Annotated in this window: 13 protein-coding genes; 7 read left to right on the top strand and 6 right to left on the bottom strand. The window is 51.2% G+C overall.

What is annotated here, in order from left to right:
• Positions 1–34 precede the first annotated feature (34 nt).
• On the top strand, positions 35–1,264 hold the full coding sequence (locus HMPREF2606_RS00560) for an HlyD family type I secretion periplasmic adaptor subunit (protein WP_070712294.1): 1,230 nt from the start codon (positions 35–37) through the stop codon (positions 1,262–1,264).
• Between the two features lie 84 nt (positions 1,265–1,348).
• Here the strand turns inward: HMPREF2606_RS00560 and prfH are convergent, their stop codons facing one another.
• From prfH to pheA, 3 genes are all read right to left on the bottom strand, one after another.
• The gene (gene prfH / locus HMPREF2606_RS00555; RefSeq protein ID WP_083315946.1) at positions 1,349–1,987 is read right to left on the bottom strand and encodes a peptide chain release factor H; all 639 of its coding nucleotides are present in this window, start codon (positions 1,985–1,987) and stop codon (positions 1,349–1,351) included.
• Positions 1,988–1,989: 2 nt separating this feature from the next.
• On the bottom strand, positions 1,990–3,123 hold the full coding sequence (locus tag HMPREF2606_RS00550) for an RNA ligase RtcB family protein (RefSeq protein ID WP_070843124.1): 1,134 nt from the start codon (positions 3,121–3,123) through the stop codon (positions 1,990–1,992).
• Between the two features lie 397 nt (positions 3,124–3,520).
• Positions 3,521–4,609, bottom strand: coding sequence for a prephenate dehydratase (gene pheA / locus HMPREF2606_RS00545; RefSeq protein ID WP_070843123.1), 1,089 nt, complete (start codon positions 4,607–4,609; stop codon positions 3,521–3,523).
• Positions 4,610–4,780: 171 nt separating this feature from the next.
• Here pheA and tsaE point away from each other — a divergent pair, with 171 nt between their 5' ends.
• On the top strand, positions 4,781–5,251 hold the full coding sequence (gene tsaE, locus HMPREF2606_RS00540) for a tRNA (adenosine(37)-N6)-threonylcarbamoyltransferase complex ATPase subunit type 1 TsaE (RefSeq protein WP_070843122.1): 471 nt from the start codon (positions 4,781–4,783) through the stop codon (positions 5,249–5,251).
• Positions 5,239–6,486, top strand: a complete 1,248-nt coding sequence (locus HMPREF2606_RS00535) for an N-acetylmuramoyl-L-alanine amidase (RefSeq protein ID WP_070843121.1) — start codon at positions 5,239–5,241, stop codon at positions 6,484–6,486. The genes tsaE and HMPREF2606_RS00535 overlap by 13 nt, the downstream gene beginning before the upstream one ends.
• 65 nt (positions 6,487–6,551) lie before the next feature.
• Here the strand turns inward: HMPREF2606_RS00535 and HMPREF2606_RS00530 are convergent, their stop codons facing one another.
• A complete protein-coding gene (locus HMPREF2606_RS00530) occupies positions 6,552–7,154 on the bottom strand; it encodes a DUF4230 domain-containing protein (RefSeq protein WP_049351216.1) in 603 nt (200 codons plus the stop codon).
• Positions 7,155–7,349: 195 nt separating this feature from the next.
• Between HMPREF2606_RS00530 and ribBA the strand changes: the two genes are divergently transcribed.
• The 4 genes from ribBA to HMPREF2606_RS00510 all read left to right on the top strand — a co-directional run bounded on the left by ribBA (position 7,350) and on the right by HMPREF2606_RS00510 (position 15,547).
• Entirely contained in the window at positions 7,350–8,693 is a 1,344-nt protein-coding gene (gene ribBA, locus HMPREF2606_RS00525) for a bifunctional 3,4-dihydroxy-2-butanone-4-phosphate synthase/GTP cyclohydrolase II (protein WP_193388907.1), read from the top strand.
• Between the two features lie 254 nt (positions 8,694–8,947).
• A complete protein-coding gene (locus HMPREF2606_RS00520; RefSeq protein ID WP_070712299.1) occupies positions 8,948–12,586 on the top strand; it encodes a TonB-dependent receptor domain-containing protein in 3,639 nt (1,212 codons plus the stop codon).
• A gap of 281 nt (positions 12,587–12,867) precedes the next feature.
• Entirely contained in the window at positions 12,868–13,836 is a 969-nt protein-coding gene (locus tag HMPREF2606_RS00515; RefSeq protein ID WP_070712300.1) for a Slam-dependent surface lipoprotein, read from the top strand.
• 217 nt (positions 13,837–14,053) lie between these two features.
• Positions 14,054–15,547 carry a surface lipoprotein assembly modifier gene (locus HMPREF2606_RS00510; protein WP_070843120.1) on the top strand — a complete coding sequence of 498 codons (1,494 nt, stop codon included), beginning with the start codon at positions 14,054–14,056 and terminating at the stop codon, positions 15,545–15,547.
• Positions 15,548–15,675: 128 nt separating this feature from the next.
• Here the strand turns inward: HMPREF2606_RS00510 and HMPREF2606_RS00505 are convergent, their stop codons facing one another.
• Both HMPREF2606_RS00505 and glgX read right to left on the bottom strand, forming a co-directional pair.
• Positions 15,676–18,156, bottom strand: coding sequence for a glycogen/starch/alpha-glucan phosphorylase (locus tag HMPREF2606_RS00505; RefSeq protein WP_049323511.1), 2,481 nt, complete (start codon positions 18,154–18,156; stop codon positions 15,676–15,678).
• 313 nt (positions 18,157–18,469) lie between these two features.
• Positions 18,470–20,455, bottom strand: a complete 1,986-nt coding sequence (gene glgX / locus HMPREF2606_RS00500; protein WP_070712303.1) for a glycogen debranching protein GlgX — start codon at positions 20,453–20,455, stop codon at positions 18,470–18,472.
• Positions 20,456–20,464 lie beyond the last annotated feature (9 nt).

Genomic DNA, 20,464 nt, shown 5'->3' with positions numbered 1-20,464 from the left:
TAAAATCCACCAAACACAATAAAGATACACGATTATGAGCCGCGAAAACAACGTCAAATCCAAAGACCTACACCTCATCAACGACCTCAATGCCGCCCTTCAAAAAGAAAAACACAGCGGTCAATTTTGGGTCATCATCCTATTCTTCCTTTTCTTGGTTGTCTTCGTCATCTGGGCATACAACAGCCCTGTCGAAGAAGTGACCCGCGGCAACGGCAATATCATTCCCAGCAGCCGTGAGCAAGTAATCCAAAGCCTGGATCCCGGCATCGTAACCGAAATCATGGTTAAAGAAGGCGACATGGTCGAGAAAGATCAGATTCTGATGAAACTCGACGACACGCGCAGCTCCGCCGTTTTACGAGAAAGCGAAGCCAAAGTCGAAAACCTCGAAGCCACTATTGCCCGTCTTAAAGCCGAAGCCTACGGCACCAAGCTCTCCTTCCCTGACAGCGTGGGTCCTGAGCTGCGCCGTCGCGAAATTGCCGCCTACAAAGCACGCCGCCAAGTCATGGTAGATGCCATCAACGGCCTGTCTCAAAGTAAAGCTGCACTTGATCGAGAGATTGCCATTACTGCTCCTCTCGTTTCCGAAGGTTACGTTTCCGAAGTCGAACTCTTAAGAATGCGCCGTGAGTCTGCCGACTTGGCCACCCAAATTTCCGAGCGCCGCAACCGCTACAAAGCCGATGCCAACAACGAACTTTTGCAAGCCGAATCCGAGCTGGCGCAATCCAAAGAAAACGTTGCCATGCGTGCCGATCCGGTTGAACGCTCGCAAATCCGCGCACCTATGCGCGGCATCGTCAAAGGCATAAAAGTTACCACCATCGGCGGCGTTGTGAACGCAGGCGAAGACATTATGCAAATCGTCCCGGTTGACGACAAACTGCTGGTCGAAGCCTATATCCGTCCGCAAGACATCGCCTTTATCCGCGCAGGCCAACCTGCATTGGTTAAAGTCAGCGCATACGACTACTCCATCTACGGCGGTTTGGAAGGCAAAGTTACCCTCGTTGGTGCAGATACCGTCAGCAACTCCATGCAAAACCGTGCCAACGACCTGAAACTCGACCCGAACCAAGTCTATTACCGTGTTCTCGTCCAAACCGAAAACAACTCCCTGAAAGACAAAAACGGCAAACCTATGCCGATTATTCCGGGCATGGTGGCAACGGTGGACATCAAAACCGGTGAAAAAACCATCTTCCAATACCTGATCAAACCAATTACGCGTATGAAACAAGCGTTAAGCGAACGCTAATCGATAAAATGATAAAAGGCCGTCTGAAAGTTTTCAGACGGCCTTTTATTTATGTTTTAAATACCTCCTTATCCGGCAGGCAAATTACTTCTCCTTAAAAGCAGTACCGACAAACGTTCTTTTCGGATTGCCGCGCTCAACTTGATAGAGTTGCGCGTGCTGCTTCTGCGCAAAATTTCCTGCCTGTCCGGCATGATGCTCCGTCAGTTTTTGCGCCAATAACATTACCGCCAATTTTTTATTGGCATGCTGGCTGCGTTCGCTCTCGACCCGCACGGAAATGCCGCTTTCTTTATGGGTAGCGCGGACGGCACTCTCGGTTTTATTGACGTGTTGCCCGCCTTTACCGCCTGAACGGCAGGTTTGAAACTCGATTCCGTTTTCAGACGGCATTTCATACATCTGCGGCATATCGGGCAAGCGGAAAACGCCTATATACCAATTTTTACGCGGATGTTTCGGGCGGACAGGGCTGGGGCATATCCATTGAAGCGTCCCCTGCCAAGTTTGCGCCAAACTTTCGGCTTTCTGCCCTGCCAATTTGAGCGTCGCCGACAAAATGCCGTGCTTATCGGCGGTTTCGGTAACAAGTTCGGCATCAATGCCTTTTACTTGGGCTTCGGCAAACAGCTTGCCCAAGACGAAACGGGCAAATATACGGCACTCTGCCGGCCCTTGCGCGGTGGAAATTTGCAGATAAATCACTGGTGTATTCTGTTTCATCTTTACGCTCCACACTCGCCGCCGGTTTTATAAGTCAAAACAGGTTTAAACCGCGCGACCAATTCAATCAAACCTGCATTTTTCATAGCAGCAATAACGCTGTCGATGCTTTTATAAGCCTGCGGCGCTTCTTCAAAAATCAAGGCCTTATCCTGACAAACGACTACGCTGCCAAATTCGGTCTGGCGCAGGCTGTCGGCAGTGTATTTGTGCGACAGCCTGCCTTTGCATTCGTCGCGCTGCCACTTCCGACCTGCGCCGTGAGCCAAGGTATTCAACGAAATTTGGCAATCTTCGGCAGGTCGGACCAGATAGCTGTAATCGCCGCGCGAGCCGGGTATCATGACCAAGCCTTTATTGGTGGGCGTTGCGCCTTTTCGGTGCAGCCAACCGATTGTGCCGTCAATCTCGGTTTGCTCCAAAAAATTATGGTGGACATCAAGCAGGCATATTCCTTCTGTGCGCCAACGGTCGAGCATTCTGGCCGCAATCAAACGACGGTTAAGGCTGGCAAATTCAAGGGCTGCTTGGTGTTCGGCAAGATAGGCTGCCGCCGCTTCGCCCTCTTCCGCCAAACCTTGATGCCCGAAGGCGGCAATATGACGTTGCAAAATCTGCTGGCCCAATCCGCGCGAACCGCTATGTACCAACAGTTGCAGATGGTTTTCATCAAAATCTATCGGGAGCAGATCGGCGCGATAAACGGTATCAACGGTTTGCAACTCGGCAAAATGGTTACCACCGCCAATCGTACCGACGGCAAGGCCGTCTGAAAATTGGCGCATATCGACAGCGTAGCCTAATAAATCGACCTGTTCGTCTTTATCCAATGGCGTATCGATGTTGCCGAGCTGTTTGGCGAGTTTGGCCGGTTTGAGTTTGGCTGCGCGTAAATTGGTCTGCCAAAACGCCATGCCGCAACCGATGTCGTTTCCGATCAGGGCAGGATAAAAATGACGGTCGCTGAAAAATGCCGCGCCAACCGGATAACCGCGCCCTGCGTGTAAATCCGGCATTCCGGCAACACGCAACATATGCGGTAATCGGGCGGTGGTTTCGAGCTGAGCGACAGCGTTGCCTTCAATCCATGTATTTGAATCGGCAATAATTTGAATATGATGGGGATAATTGCCCATGTGTTTATGCTTTCTTTAAAACGGATAGAAACCGTCAACAGATGACAATAGGTATCCACCGTCTGCGAAATGTTCAGACGGCCTGGTTTCTAGCCGATAATCGTAGGGAAAGCAGCCCGAAGCGGGCGACATGGAATGCGAAAAGCGTTATCCGAAAGTCAGACCGACGCTTGGGCTGCAAAGAATGTGATTGAGCGGATTGAAGTATTGCATGTCATGGCTTGCTCCTTTCTTTGCATGAAAATATTAAAAACGTTCGGATTATAGAGGGTTCATTTCCAATCATGCAAACTTACTGACATCAATCTGCCAATAATGTTGCATAAATGGCAACTATTGAGAACATAATTTAGGCCGTCTGAAAACTTTTCAGACGGCCTTTGATGCCCAATAGCCCTTACAAAACAACGGTCGGATAAGAGCCGACAACTTTCACGAAGGAAGCGCGTTCGCCCAGAAGCTGCAAGGCTTTTTGGACATTTTCATCGCTTTGATGGCCTTCGATGTCGATGAAGAACAGATATTCCCACAAAACCGATTTGCTTGGGCGGCTTTCAAATTTGGTCATGGAAATGCCCAACTCGGTGAAAGGTTGCAACAACGAAGTAACGGCACCGGCACGGTTGGGCGCGGATACGACCAAAGAGGTTTTGTCGTTGCCGCTGCGGCCGGTTTCTTGATGGCCCATCACCAAGAAGCGCGTGGTGTTGTTCGCTTCGTCTTCGATACACTCGGCGGCAAAGCTCAACTGATAAATTTCCGCGGCAATACGTCCGGCAATGGCGGCCACATTCGGGCTGTCAGATTCGGCAACCAGACGCGCTGCTTCTGCATTGCTGGCTACTGCGATACGTTCCGCATTGGGCAGGTTGCGGCCGAGCCAGTCGTTACATTGCGCCAAGGCTTGGGCATGAGCGAAAACTTTGGTAATGCCGCCAATTTCGTGGCTGTCTTTACGCAGCAGATTGTGATGAATGCGGACAACCACTTCACCGCAGGCTTTCAACGCAGTTACGGCCAGCAAGTCCAAAGTGCGCCCCACCGAGCCTTCAGTCGAATTTTCGACCGGTGCCACCAAATAATCGGCTTGGCGCGTTTCAACTTGTTTGAAGCAGTTGTCGATGGTGGTACACGCCATAGTGTGTGCGGCGTGGCCGAAATGTTTGATGGCGGCTTGCTGGGTAAATGTCCCCTTCGGGCCCAAATAGGCAATCGTCAGCGGACGCTCTACCGCCAAACATTCGCTCATAATCTCGCGAAACAGCCGAGTAACCGATTCATCAGGCAAAGGGCCGCGGTTCAAATCCTGAATCCGGCGCAAAACGGCTACTTCCCGTTCAGGACGGTACACCGCGCCTGTCCCTTTCAATTCGCCGATAGCATGCGCATGACCGGCGCGTTCATTGAGCAAACGGAGGATTTCCGCATCGATGCTGTCGATGGCATTGCGGTGCGGCAATAATTGTTCGTCTATGGATAAAGGCATAAGCTGTCTCGCAATTTTGTGAGGGATATTTTCATTTTAACATTAAAGGCCGTCTGAATTCCGTTTTCAGACGGCCTCAACACTATCTTTATCTAACTTTATCGTCTATCAGGTTTGCAAACGCCGCCAATTCCATCATAATTAAGCCTTTTGAACGACAAGGCCTATTCCATGCACTCAAACGGACTGTACACCCGTTTTCTGCCCGATGAAGAAGCAACCCTGAAACTAGGTGAAGAATGGAGCAAGCAACTTTCCGCTCCGCTGACCATCTACCTTGAAGGCGGACTGGGTGCAGGCAAAACCACGCTGACACGCGGGATTTTGCGCGGACTGGGACATACGGGCGCAGTCAAAAGCCCGACTTACACCATTGTCGAATCTTATCCGCTGAATACATTCACCCTCCACCATTTCGACCTCTACCGCTTTACCATGCCCGAGGAATGGGAAGATGCCGGTTTGGACGAATTGTTTGCGCCCGACAGCGTCTGCCTCATCGAATGGCCGCAGCAAGGCGGGGAATTCACGCCTCTGGCAGACATTACCATTACATTGACGTACACCGATAAGGGCAGAACCTGCACCTTTTCCGCCCACACAAACCAAGGCCGAAAAAGTTTAGAATCATGGTCAAATTAACTAGAAGACACATTCTCCGTCAAGGCACAGGACTATTTCTCACCCTCACGCCCGTTGGTGCCGCATTGGCCAAACCGGCCTCTCCTGCGCAATTCCTTGCCGTCCGCATTTGGCCGGCAAACGCCTACACACGCGTTACCCTTGAGAGCAACCACTCGATGAAATACCAACATTTTATGTTGGACAACCCCAGCCGGTTGGTCGTGGATATTCAAGGTGCGGAAATCAACAGCGTCCTGCAAGGCATTTCCAGCAAAGTGCTGTCTAACGACCCTTTTATCCGCAGCATTCGTGCCGGTCAAAATACGCCCAATACCGTGCGTATCGTCATCGACCTCAAACAAAGCACCCATCCGCAAGTCTTTGCACTCGCCCCCGTCGGCAACTTCAGAAACCGCTTGGTTATCGACCTTTATCCGCACGGCGCAGATGCCAACGACCCGATGATGGCCTTGCTCAACGGCAATGTTCCCAAGCAACATCAAAATACCAATATCGCATACGACACCCCTGCCCCTAAAAACAATCGCGGCAGCGGCGGCAACCGCCGTCCCGTGATTATGATCGACCCCGGTCATGGCGGCGAAGACCCCGGCGCAATCGGCCCGAGCGGCCTCAAAGAAAAAAACGTCGTACTCTCCATTGCCCGCGAAACCAAAAAACGCCTCGAAGCCTTGGGTTACAACGTATTTATGACGCGCAACGAAGACATCTTTATCCCATTGGGCGTACGCGTTGCCAAAGGCCGTGCGCGCAATGCCGACGTATTCGTATCCATCCACGCCGATGCCTTTACCAGCCCGTCCGCTCGCGGTACCGGCGTATATATGCTCAATACCAAAGGCGCGACCAGCTCGGCGGCAAAATTCCTTGCCCAAACCCAAAACAACGCCGACGCCATCGGCGGCGTACAATCCAGCGGCAACCGCAACGTCGACAACACGATTTTGGACATGACCCAAACCGCAACCCTGCGCGACAGCCGCAAGCTCGGCCATTCCGTCTTGACCGAATTGGGCAAACTCAACCAATTACACAAAGGCCGCGTTGACGAAGCCAACTTCGCTGTCCTCCGCGCGCCGGATGTTCCGTCCATTTTGGTGGAAACTGCCTTCCTTTCCAACCCTACCGAAGAGCGGCTGCTCGGCAGCGAATCCTTCCGCCAACAATGCGCCCAAGCCATTGCCACCGGTATTCAAAAATACATCAATACCGCTGTTTTACGACGCGGTTAATGGCTTGATGAAACAAAGGCCGTCTGAAAATTTTTCAGACGGCCTCATCTTTTCAAGCAATCTATTTAACCGCACTTCCCTACCGCAGCCGGATAGACGGACACCTTCGTCTGCGTCAATGCAAATAAGTTTTCCAATTGCGTTTGCGCCTGACGGTTGGCATGTTCCAAAATCTCAGCCTTGCACGCGCTTTGCAATACCTGCCGTCTCGCCTCTTCCTGCACCGTCTTAAATACAGACTTATCCATAGGCAGCAAATTAAACGAGCCGGTCTGAATATCGTACACTTCGATATTTTCCAAATCCACGCTCAAAATTTCCACCGCCGGCAGACTGATCAATACCTTGTCGTCCACAATATTGACATTGTCTGCGCCTAACTTATCCAAATCCAAACCGGCCAACACCTTGCCTCGCACAATAAAAATACCGCTTTGCGAATCCTGCCACAGCCTGCGCCAATCCCCTTTTTTCTCCGTACGGATAATCGTATCGATATAAAATGCCGTACTTTCCAAGCGGTTCATCTGCTTAATCTGCATCAAAACCCCCTCACGGGACAAAACCTGATGTTCTTCGTTCTGACCATGCAGGGCATAAAACCAGCCGCCTGCAGCCGTCAGCGCACACAACACCAGCACGACCAATCCGCGCCCAAGCATTTTCATTTCAAATATCCCCCATTAAAATAATCATCAAAACATTCCCCATATTCTCCCAAAACCGTCAATTTCAAGCCATACCCAGGCCGTCTGAAACAATAAATTTCATTACCAAAAAGTAATAAAAAATCTCAACAAACAAAGTTTGCCTTTTGGTAAAGACAAGACTACAATCCATTACACACAATTCAATTTCATCTCATCATGAATACCACCGACCTGCGCCGCCACAACCTGCGGCAATGGATAACACAACACCACAACGGCCAGCAAACCAAGTTTGCACAAGCCATCGCCATCAACCAAGGCGAGCTGTCCGCCCTGCTGAAAAACAAATCTTTCGGCGAGAAAAAAGCCCGAAAAATCGAGCAGGCAGCCAATATGCCTGACATGTGGCTGGATCAAGACCACCAAGACCGCCACGCCCCCACCATCAGCCAAGAAAGAAATACCATGTCCCACATCTCCACCATCCCCGAAATCCTAGCAGACATCAAAGCCGGCAAAATGGTCATCATCACCGATGCCGAAGACCGCGAAAACGAAGGCGACTTGCTGATGGCCGCCCAATTCGTTACCCCCGAAGCCATCAACTTCATGATCAAAAACGCACGCGGCCTAGTCTGCCTGCCGATGGACGGCGAAATGGTCGAAAAACTCGGCCTGCCCATGATGACCCAGAAAAACGGCGCACAATACGGCACCAACTTTACCGTCTCCATCGAAGCCGCACACGGCATCACCACCGGCATTTCCGCCGCCGACCGCGCCCTGACCATTCAAACCGCCGTTTCCCCATCCGCCAAACCCGAAGACATCGTCCAACCCGGCCACATCTTCCCACTGCGCGCCCAAAAAGGCGGCGTACTCGTCCGCGCCGGACACACAGAAGCCGGCGTCGATCTGGCACAAATGAACGGCCTGATTCCCGCCGCCGTCATCTGCGAAATCATCAACGACGACGGTACCATGGCACGCATGCCCGAACTGATGAAATTTGCCGAAGAACACAATCTCAAAATCGGCACCATTACCGACCTCATCGAATACCGCAGCCGTACCGAAAGCCTGCTCGAAGACATGGGCAATGCACCCGTACAAACCCCGTGGGGCGAGTTCCAACAACACGTTTACGTCGACAAACTCTCCGGCGAAACCCACCTCGCCCTTGTCAAAGGCACACCCTCCGCCGAAGAAGAAACCCTCGTCCGCGTCCACGAGCCCTTCAGCGTCATGGACTTCATCCAAGCCAACCCGCGCCACTCATGGTCGCTGCCCAAAGCCCTTGAGCGCATCCAACAAGCCGAAAGCGGCGTAGTCATCCTCCTGCACCGTACCGAAGACGGCGCCACCCTGCTCGACCGCACCCTGCCCAAAGGCGCAAACCAAGCCTACAAATGGGACAGCAAAAGCTATGGCATAGGAGCACAAATCCTCGCCGGCCTCAACGTCAAAAAACTGCGCGTCCTCGGCCAGCCTTCATCCTTCACCGGCCTCACCGGCTTCGGCCTCGAAGTCGTCGGCTTTGAAGAAGCTGAAAAATAATCTTGCTTGATTGATTCTCAAAGCAAATGAAACAAAAGGCCGTCTGAAAGTTTTCAGACGGCCTTTTCATATCTCTATTTATCTGAATATGATCCAAATAAAATTATGATGAAAAAGACTATTTATTAGATTATTTCAATAATGATAAGAATAATCAATTATTATATAAATATTAATAATATTTAAAAATTTTATATTTTTTATATAAAAGAGTATTTTAACCTCTTATATTAAATTCTTAACAAAGAGAAACTATGTCTGCTTTTACTCCCAAACCCAAAATAATCATTCTCAGCCTTGCCAGCGCATTCAGTACATTAACCGTTGCTAATGTCATCGAAACCTCAGCTCAACCCGAACAATACCAAGAATTGGATACCGTTGTTGTCAGTGGCAAACGTACCAACGACCAAAAAGGCGCGGACGATGTGTATTACAAAAACGTCTCCAACGCCTATGTCGGCAAAGAATACCTCGAACGCTACCGTGTCCAATCCGCCGGCGACGTACTCAAAGGCTTAAACGGCGTGTACAACATGAATACCCGCACCGCCGGTGGCGCGATTACGCCCAATATACGCGGCATCACCGGCAAAGGCCGCATCCCCGTAACGCTGGACGGCACGGAGCAAACGGTTGATGTCTGGCTCAACAACTACGGCGTGGGCGACCGCAACTACCTCGACCCCGCCCTGTTCCGCAGCATAGCCGTGGAAAAAAGCCCCGCCATGACGCGCGGCGTGAAATCGGGTGTCGGCGGCGCGATGTCGATCCGTACCATCGAACCTGCCGACATCATCCCCGAAGGCAAAAACTGGGGAATCGAAGTCAAAACCGAGTTTTCCGGCAACACCGTAGCGCAGAAAAACGACTTGCGCCAATTCTTAGGCCGCGACTACCGCACCCTCTCGCCCATAGGCGCGACGGCGGACGGCACGGGCGGCAGTTCTGATGCCAACTCCATCCTCAGCGGCAAACCTTCCCCCACTTCCCTGCGTCTCGATCCCGGTATAGCCGACACCAAATACTCGGGCGGCAAAAGCCACACCAACTTCAAAGACGACAGGCAGCTGATGTTGTCCGCCGCCTTCAAAACCGATATTACAGACGGCCTTGCCGCATACAGCCACCGCAAAAAAGGCAACTACTACGCAGGCAAACGCGGTTGGCAGCAATATATCAACAATCCACCCTATGCGGCAGAATCCTGTTATGAACGCAATGCAGGTAAAACACAGGGCGAAAAAGACCTGCTTTGCAGGCCTGCTGAAAGCCTGATACCCAATATGGCCATGCTATTCCGCCCGGGCGAAGAGATTATGAACAGCTACACCGACACCAAAACCCTGCTGCTGAAAAACAACTGGTATCTGCCGGGTAACCAAAAAATCAGCCTGCAATATATGGACAACAAAATCGGCTTTGGCGAAATCAATCCGTTTGTAACAGGATGGATACTCAGTTGGCGCGAACTGTCTTCAAATAAAGAGCCAGTCCAACAATCACCGGGCATAGGCACGAAAATCGACAGTAAAACCTATAAGCTCGGCTACGAATGGAAACCGCAAAACAATAAATGGATCGACCTCCAAACCGATATGTGGCGGGTAAAGACCAATAGCGACCGCTATCAAAGCGGAGGCCCCGCGCTCGGTGTTACCGTCCCCGATTACGACTACGATATTTGGTATTGGTGCAGGATACGCGGCAAGCCTTCCCCCAGGATGTTTTCAAACCGCACCTGCGAACAAGCCATGAGCGAAACCCCATACGGCAGTGCGCGTAACCATGATGAAATCCTGCCCTTGCTGAACAACAACCCAAGCCAGATTGCCCAAAAACTGGCCGAACATGAAGAACAATACCGCGAAATTGCCGAACGCTGGATAGGCCATTCAGGCGGCTACTACCGAATCAATCCCGGCGATGATCAAATCTACACTGACGTTCCCAACAATCTCACAGGCGATCCAGCCACCCTCGCGCAGCTCAAACAACAGCTCAATCAGGAACGCTACGGTATAGAACATCCCGACTACACCATAGTCCACGGCAACCAGCAGCGCACCAAGGTTGTTCGCGACGGCTTCAACCTCAGCAACCGCTTCCGCCTTTCCGACAAACTCAGCCTCACCCTTGCCGCCGACTACCAGCGCGAAACGCTGGAAGAGCGCACGCAAACCGCCGACAGCGACGACATCATGAACCTCTACGGCATCATGACCCGCATGGCGGGCTTGGCCGGCCCGCAGACGGCGAAAAAGCGCGAATGGGGCGCGAACCTGGTGTTCGACTGGAAACCGACTTCCCGCCTGAACATACAGGCGGGCGTGCGCTATCAAAACTTCAAAGGGCGCAATATCGAACTAGCGCGGCAGCGTGCCGCACGCAACCCTTGGTATCAGTACGGATTGGGCTTGGAAAGTTATGTTACCGGCCTGATGCTGCCGTATTACGAATTGGCGGACGAAGAAGATATTGCCAGCCAGCGGCGGATGGAGCAGATTTTTGATAGAGATAATAATACATATAATGCAGACCTGGAATATCAACGCCTCAACCGCCGCTTTAAAGAAAAAAACGGCTACGATTACGCCCCCGGCGATTCCTCCTCTGGGAAAACCCGCATCTACGGCAGGGCCGACGGCAGCTATGCCTATAGCCACCAAGCCGATAAGGATAGAGACGTACTCTACGTCCTGCGCCGCAAGCAGATTGTTCCCGTCGTTTCCGGCAATTTCGACGCAAGCAAAGTACAGGTTACGCCGGAAATGTACCGTGAAAAGGTAAACAACCCGCAGGGCAAAGGCGGAAGCTACGACCGCTATATCCCCGGGGATCATATTAAACATAACGGCGGTACATTGGAGCGCAGCTATTCGAATTTAGATAACCTAAGATACCGCAGGCCGGAACATGATAATGATCAGGTATTGACGTGGGATGCCGAAAAATATAATGAAACTGCTTGGGTTAGGCATCAAATCGGCGACGCGGAACGCTGGCGCATACCGCAGGAACAGCGCGCGCATTCCTGGTCACCCATGTTGTCGGTCAGCTACGACCTTACCGACAACCACCGCATCTTCGCCCGCTATGCCCGTATGAACCGTTTTCCCAGCCTCTACGAGTTGAGTGCGGCCACCGGCGGCGGCGGATTATTCGACAACTTCAATATAGCAGAACATGCACTCAAACCGGAACGCAGTACCAACTGGGAAGTCGGCTACAACTTCAATTTCGCCCCCCATTTCACCAAGCTGCGCCAGGGCGACATCCGCCTCACTTATTACAGCAACAAAATCAAAAACCAAATCGATACCGCCAGTTCGGACGGAAGGATGATTCAATACGACAGAGCCATCAGCAAAGGAATAGAACTGCAAAGCCGTCTCGACAACGGCCGCTTCTTCGCCTCTCTCGGTGGCACTTACCGCTTGAAACATATGGTGTGCGACAAGGGTACTGCCTTCAAATTCGACTATTACTACCAACGCGTGCCCGAATGCCTTGAAGGCGGCTTCGGCCTCAGCCGCTTCTTCCAGTCCTTGCAGCCGAAATATTCGCTTACCCTCGATGTCGGTACACGCTTCTTTAATGAAAAACTGGAACTGGGCATGCGCGCCATCCATCACAGCAAGGCGGATCGGAAAAACTACACCCGCATGATGGCTTTGGGCGTGGGCGACGTGTACGACAGCAGCGGCAAGCCTTATAGCTGGCACGCCGCCACCCTGCTTGATGCCTATGCCCGTTACCGCATAGGGAAACATATAGACTTGAATTTCGGCGTTACTAACCTTGCCAACCGTTATTACTTAGACCCGATGTCCAGCACCCCTGTCCCCGGCCCGGGCAGGACAATTACCTTCGGCATCAAGGGCAGGTTTTAGGGCTTGACCGCATCATATTGCAGCCGACGGGCAGTAATCCGCCCGCCGGCTACAGCCTGTTACCGTTACTATGATATTTGTATTTATTGAATGATAATGCGATGATATTAAAAATAAAATATTGGCAAATGCAATCTACAATCAATATTTAATAATGAGTTTTAATTAGATTATTATTCGCATTCGTACTAATATGCACCCTGTCGGCAACAGCCGATACATTTTGCCGCTGAAGACAAAACAGCGGTATCCATCATATCTTTTCTTTAAAAGGAAAAATTATGAAAGCATCACAATTAACCCTCGCCATCCTTCTGACCGCCGCTTTCGGCTCTGCTTATGCGGTTGAAGTGCAAGGTGATTCAAGTAATACCAAAGCAATCAAAGTCGGCTCTTCCAGCCTTATCCCCTTCGGTGCAGGACGTGCGGGTATCGCCATCAGCAATGCCGCCGACGGCAACTATTCCTTCTCCGTCAATTTGGAAAACGGCCCAGCTAGACGCATCCGCGACAAATACGGCAGAACCCCCATCAACGGCGGCAATCAGAACGTCAATGTAAACGGTGCGGCCAATCCAAGATACCTCACGCCCAGCGACGTAAATCCCGTATTGGGCTGGTTCAGCTCGGAAAAACTCGGCCAAGTGTGGTATGAAAAACGCGCCAACAACACCGAAGTGTTCAGCGTGCGCCAAATGGCGGAATTGTCTGAAGCAGGTTTGTTGAAAAAGGCACCGAAATTCGGCGGCATGACCTTTGCCAAAGTGCCGACTGCGGCAACCAACGTCTTCTTCGGCGAATGGGCGCCGCGCAAAGGCAACAGCAATCAGATTACCAACAGCACTGATTTAAATATGAACGACGGCAACCGCACGGTTTGGTTTGTGGGTGAGAATCCGACTAAAAACACTACGGGCTTAGCTACCGCCACCTATAATGTTGTCGGCATCAACAAGCACACGCCGGGCAAAAACGATTTCTATACTGGTGAAATCAAAGCCACATTCGGCACGAGCGACAAAGGTTCTATGAGCGGAGCACTAAAACGCGCAGGTGATAGGGATTTGAACTTTAACGGTGTTGAAATTATCAATTCAAAAGGTACATTCAACAGTATTAAGGGACGAAATAACGAAGGCATTATCGGACAATTCTACGGCAATGGCGCGGCAGCCATGGCAGGCTATGCCACTCGCGGAACTGACAACAACAAAGGCGACGACGTAGCCTTCGGCGGTGCGAAAAAATAGCCTTGTCTGCTTACGCGATTAGGGAATGCCAGTGTTTTCGGCGTTTGGCCGTCCGTTCCCGCAATCAGGTAAACCGCCATTTTTTAACTACAGCCGCAGTAGGCATAAATATACTGCGGCTGACCTGTTTCTGAAGTGCCGTGCAAACCTGCATTATCTCGCAGAATTTTTGCTTTACTTCTTTCAGACGGCCTCTCCGCCCCAAGGACCCTATCTCATGAAACACCGCCTCTGCCTGCTTTTCCTGCCGCTCTGTACGGTCTGCCTTGCCGCCCCGTCCGACGATGCCGCGGACGAACGCCGCCGCCTGCTGGATGAGAGCAGCCGCCAAACGCAGCAATATCGAGAAAGTGACTGGCTGGACACGGAACAGGCCCGCGAGAAAGTGGAAGAAAACAACGGCTATATTTCGATAGATGGTGAAATCTACCAAGTCGGCGATACGGCGGAAGAACTGGAAAGTGCGATTTACCACGCCCTAAACGCGCGACAGTGGCACAAGGTGCGACAGTTTGCCGCCCGCTACGCCAAACTGCCGCAGCACAAACCCGCGCTGATTCATTTGGCCGATGCGCTGCAAAAACGGGCCGAAGGGGATTCTCGCGCGGCGGAGAACAGTTTTCAGACGGCCTTGGAAGCCGAACCCGACAACCCCCGCCTGCTGCTCGAAGCGGGGCGGTTTTATGCCGAAGACAACCAAAACAAAGAGTCCGTCGCCGCGTTTGAGAAAGTTCTGAAAACGGATATTCCTGCTGAAACCCACCCCATCGTGGAAAACTACCTGTCCGAACTGGGCAAACGCCGCCGCTGGCACGGCCAAATCAGCCTAGGCTACGGCTACAACAGCAATGTAAACCAAGGCAACGGCATCAACCAATGCGTGTGGGAAATCGCGGACATGTGCCTGATGGAGCGCACCCTGCCTGCGCCAACGGATTCAACCTTCTTATCCTATAGCGCGACCACCGAAAAAACCGTCCCGCTCAAAGGGCATCACGGTGTACAGGTGCGCGGTGTACTGTACGGCAACCGCTACACGGAAAAAGACAAAGATTCGGCGGCTATGCCGGATTACAGCTATCACAACAGTTCGCTGTACGCGGGATACGCCTATGCCGACGCACGCTCCTCCTTTTCCCTGCTACCCTATTTCGAATATGACTTCCGCAACCGCCACACCCACTACCGCGCATGGGGCGCGGATGTCGACTGGTCACGCACACTTTCCCCTCGCTGGCGTATTAACTCACATGCTGGAGCAAAAAAGACCGGATACGGCGGACAAAGCAAAGATTATTTTGCCGACTACAAGCAATACGAACTGGGTGTAGGGGCAGAATTTTCTCTCACACCCCAAAGCGGCCTGTTCGCCAACTTTGATGCAACACGCAAAGCCTATCCCGAAAAATCTTCTTCCAGCAAGGAATATACGACACGGCTGGGAGCGTATAGTTTTTTTTCAAGCGGTACTTATCTCAACGCTATCCTGCTTCATCGCCGCAGTCTTTATGACGCTGCAAGTTTTGTCAGCGACAACAGACGGCGGCGCGACAATCAATACATCATGATAGCCGCTGTAGGCTTTCCGCAGTGGAACCTTAAAGGCATGTATCCTGAATTTCGTTTCAGGCGTTCAATCTCCCATAGCAATACAGCACATTACCGATACCGTCAGAATGAATGGCTACTAAATTTTAAATACCGATTTTAAATTGAGTCATTTAGAAATACGCTAAAACAGCGATATAACCATGCTGTTTTGCTCGTTTCTATATCATGCCGTCTAAAAAAAGCCGATACACCTTTCCAATGTATCGGCTTTCGCTATCTGCTCAACGCTTAATTTTTGCCGGGCAATTCTTTTTCGCTCAATGGTTTGATGTACCAAATATCGCGGCAGTAGTCGGCGATGGAGCGGTCGGATGAGAAGAAGCCCATGTTGGCGATGTTGATCAAGGCTGATTTGCGCCATGCGGATACGTTGCGGTAGTGTTCGTCCGCTTTGTATTGCGTATCGATGTAGCTGCGGAAATCGGCCATCAGTTGATAGAAGTCACCGTATGGTTGCAACACGTCGTTGTAGCGGTTTGGCTCTTCCGGAGAGAAAGTGCCTTGGCTGATTTGGTTGACGACGCGGCGCAGGTCGCTGTCTCGTTCGATATAGCTCAATGGGTCGTAACCGTTGCGGCGGAGTTCTTCGACTTGTTCTACGGTGTTACCGAAGATAAAGCAGTTGTCCGCGCCGACTTTTTCCAAAATTTCGACGTTCGCGCCGTCCAGCGTACCCATGCAAAGCGCGCCGTTGAGGGCGAATTTCATGTTGCTGGTGCCGGATGCTTCTGTACCCGCCAGTGAGATTTGTTCGTGCAAATCGGCGGCCGGGATGATGATTTGGGCGAGGCTGACGCTGTAGTTCGGGATGAACACAACTTTAATCAGGTCGCGGATACGGGTGTCGTTGTTGATGACTTTGGCAACGTCGTTAATCAGTCGGATGATTTTCTTCGCCATGTAATAGGCGGAAGCGGCTTTACCGGCAAAGATGAACACGCGCGGCTGCCAATCGAAATCCGGGTTTTCCAGGATTTTGTTGTAGCGGTCGACGATGTGCATCACGTTCAATGCTTGACGTTTATACTCGTGGATACGTTTGATTTGGATGTCGAAAAGTGCATCGGTATTAACCTTGATGCCCAGCTCGGTTTCGATGTATTTGGCAAGGCGCTCTTTGGCGGCTTTTTTCACTGCGCCGAATTCTGCCTGTACGGAGGCATCGTCCACTTTGTCATTGAGCTTGGTCAGGTTGTCCAAATGCAGACGCCAGTCTTCGTTGCCCAGATGTTTGTCCAAGAATTTGGTCAGGCCCGGGTTGGCGATGTTGATCCAGCGGCGTGGAGTTACGCCGTTGGTTACGTTGGTAAAGCGTTCCGGGAATACTTTGGCAAAGTCGGCAAAGATGGATGTGGTCATCAAATCGGAGTGGATTTTAGCCACGCCGTTGACTTTGTGCGAACCGATCACGGCAAGCCATGCCATGCGGACGCGACGGCCGTGGGTTTCGTCAATGATGGATACGCGGCGGACAAAGTCGTCGTCGAAGTTGCCGATGGCGCGTAAGGCATTGAGGAAGTAGGCGTTGATTTCAAAGATGATGTCCAAATGGCGCGGCAGCAGACGGCCCATCAGGTCAACCTGCCAGGTTTCCAAGGCTTCGCTCATCAATGTGTGGTTGGTGTAAGAGAAAATCTTACAGCACATATTCCATGCTTCAGTCCATTCGATGCCCTCTTCGTCAATCAGGATGCGCATCAATTCTGGAATGGCGAGTACCGGATGGGTGTCGTTCAAGTGGATGGCGACTTCGTCCGCCAAAGTGCGGATGCTTGGGAAACGGCATTTGTGGCGTGCAACAATATCTTGAACGGAAGCGGAAACCAAGAAGTATTCTTGCTTCAGGCGCAATTCGCGGCCGGAATCGGTAGAGTCGTTCGGATAGAGGACGCGCGAGATGTTTTCGTCGCTGTTTTGTGCGCGAACGGCAGAGGCATAGTCGCCTCGGTTGAAGTCAGCAAGGTCGAACAGGTTACCTGCGTGCGCAGTCCACAAGCGCAATGGGTTGGCACATTCGCCGCCATAGCCCGGAATGATTTCATCGTATGCCCAAGCGGAGATTTCTTCGCTCGGCTGCCATTCTTTTTTGTTGCCCAAGTTCAATACTTGGCCGCCGAAACGGACGGAATATTGTTTGTTCGGACGGGCAAACTGCCATGCCAAATCTTGGTCGAGCCACAAATCGGGTTTTTCGACTTGTTGGCCGTCCACGATTTCTTGTTTGAACATACCGTATTGGTAACGGATGCCGTAGCCCATGGCAGGAATGCGCAGGGTTGCCAAAGAGTCGAGGAAGCAGGCGGCCAGACGGCCCAAACCGCCGTTACCCAAACCCGGATCTTCTTCTTGTTCGCAGACATCAGCAAATTCTTTGCCCAGTTGCTTGAAGGCTTCTTCAAACTCGGCATAAACGCCTTCGTTAATCAGCGCATTGACAAACGCACGGCCGAGCAGGAATTCCATAGACAGGTAATAAACCATGCGTTTGCTGTTGTCGATGTGGGCGCGGCGTGTTTTGAGGAAATCCTCGGCAATCAGGTCGCGTGCGGCCAACATGGCGGCGTTGAGCCATTGGTGTGAAGTTGCTTCTTTAGGATCGACGCCCAAGATGAAAATCAACTTGTAAACAATGGACTTGCGGATGGTTTCTGCATCCGGTTTGGGCATAACGTAATCGTAGCCGGAGATGGGGAGTTTTTGCTTAGCCATGGAAGCCTTTCTTTCATTTGAGGCACTTGGACAACGCGCCTGATGGGTTATAGAAACAACGTCATTCAGTTTTCAGACGGCCTGAAGAAGTATAAATGCCGTCTGAAAAATTTATAGGTAGGTTTGTTTCAGGTTTGATACGGATTATAACTGAAAGATTCAAATCCGTATTATTTTTTCTTTATAAAACATTTAATTACAAATTAAACCACTCATCATCTCATCAGCATTTCCATTTATGCCATGCAAGCTTCGGTCCAACGGATACAGACGAAATATCAAAGAGTTAACACAATAACGGCTTGGTTTTCATTTAATTCGTTTTATGTAAAACCCAAATCCCCATGTGTTCGACAACACATTTTCCAGCCTCTTCGTAATTAAATTTCTCAGATGGTACGCAAGAAATTTCCCAATTGCCTTGAGGCAGGTTAAATAACTGACGACTACGTTTGGCATTGACCAACAGCAGCCATTCATCGTCCAAAACAACCTGAATCGCCTTGCTGCCCCTGTTGTGCCAACAATATTCGGTCATCGGACTACCGTCCGCATTGAGCCATTGCACACGCTCTTTTTCCCACCAGCAATCATCTGTCAGCAGCTTGATTTGGCTGCGTACGCGTATCAGCGCTTGAGTGTAATTTTGCAACTCATGGGGCTCATTTTGCCAATCCAACCATGTAATCGGATTATCTTGGCAGTAGCTGTTGTTGTTGCCTTGCTGACTGTTGCCGAACTCATCGCCTGCCAAAAGCATGGGCGTACCGTTGGATAAAAACAAGGAGGCAAGTAGCGCTTTAGAAGTGTATTCGCGGTTGAGCAACACCTCTTCATCATCGGTTTCGCCTTCTACGCCGTGGTTGTAGCTGATGTTTTCATTATGCCCGTCGCGGTTGTTTTCGCCGTTGGCTTCGTTGTGTTTTTCGTTATAGCTGACCAAATCGCGCAGAGTGAAGCCGTCGTGTGCAGTAATGAAGTTGATGCTGGCGGACGGGTGGCGGCCGCTGTGGTTGAAAATATCGGACGACCCGGCCAAGCGTTCGGCAAATGCGCCCAAATTGCCGCTTTCCCATGACCAAAACGCACGCATGTCATCGCGGAAACGGCCGTTCCATTCGGCAAAAGGTTGCGGGAAATTGCCCAAGTGATAGCCGCCCTCGCCTATATCCCATGCTTCGACAATCAGTTTCAAACCGGCCAACACAGGGTCTTGATACAGGACTTGGAAAAAACGGCCGTACGATTGGAAATCAGGCTCGCGTCCCAATACGGTTCCCAAATCGAAACGGAAGCCGTCGATATGAAACTCTTCAGCCCAATAGCGCAGGCTGTCTGCCGCCCAACGGGTAACGTCGCGCCGGACAATATTGAGCGTATTGCCGCAACCCGACCAGTTTTCATAATTGCCGTAAGGGGTGTGCCAATACCATAAGGTGTTGTCGATACCTCGCTGACACAGCATCGGGCCTTTGTCGTCCTGCTCGGCCGTGTGGTTGTACACGACATCTAAAATCACTTCTAAACCTGCCTGATGCAGGGCTTTGACCGCTTGTTTAAATTCCGCCGCCGCACGTTCGGGATTGTCGGCATAAGACGGCTCGACGGCAAAATGGGAATAAGTGTTGTAGCCCCAATAGTTGCTCAAGCCCATCTGCTGAAGATGGTATTCATCCAGATGAAAATGAATCGGCAGCAGCTCGACCGTCGTTACCCCCAATTCTTGCAAATAGGCTAAAACCCGTTTATCGCACAAGGCTTTATAAGTGCCTGCGTACTTCAAATCGGGGAATTGCTTGGTCAACCCTTTGACATGAGCTTCATAAATAACGGTTTTTCCCCAAGGTATTTCCGGACGGCAATCTTTGGCCCAATTGAATCGGCTGCGTCCGACCACGACGCTTTTGGGCGCAACGGCGGCATTGTCGCGTTCATCTTCCGGCCTGAACCATGCCATTTCTTCGGCGTTACGGTAGCTTGGTTTGCCGTCAATTTTTTTGGAATACGGGTCAATCAGCAATTTGTTGGGATTGAAACATGAGCCGTATTCTGCGTTTTCACGTCCATACACGCGGAAACCGTATCGCTGCCCTGCCTTAACGTCCGGCACAAATCCGTAAAATACCGAACCGCGCCGCGAAGGCATCTCCAAACGGGTTTCTTTATCCTTATCAAACAGACACAATTCGACCTTTTCGGCATTGATGGAAAACAAGGTAAAATTCGCGCCCTTGCTTGTCAGGGTCGCGCCCATGGGATAAGGCTTGCCTTCCTCGATATGCCATGATTTGGCAGACATAGAATGATT

Source organism: Neisseria sp. HMSC070H10 (assembly GCF_001837635.1).
Classification (GTDB): Bacteria; Pseudomonadota; Gammaproteobacteria; order Burkholderiales; family Neisseriaceae; genus Neisseria; species Neisseria subflava_A.
This window is presented reverse-complemented; position numbering and strand designations above follow the sequence as displayed.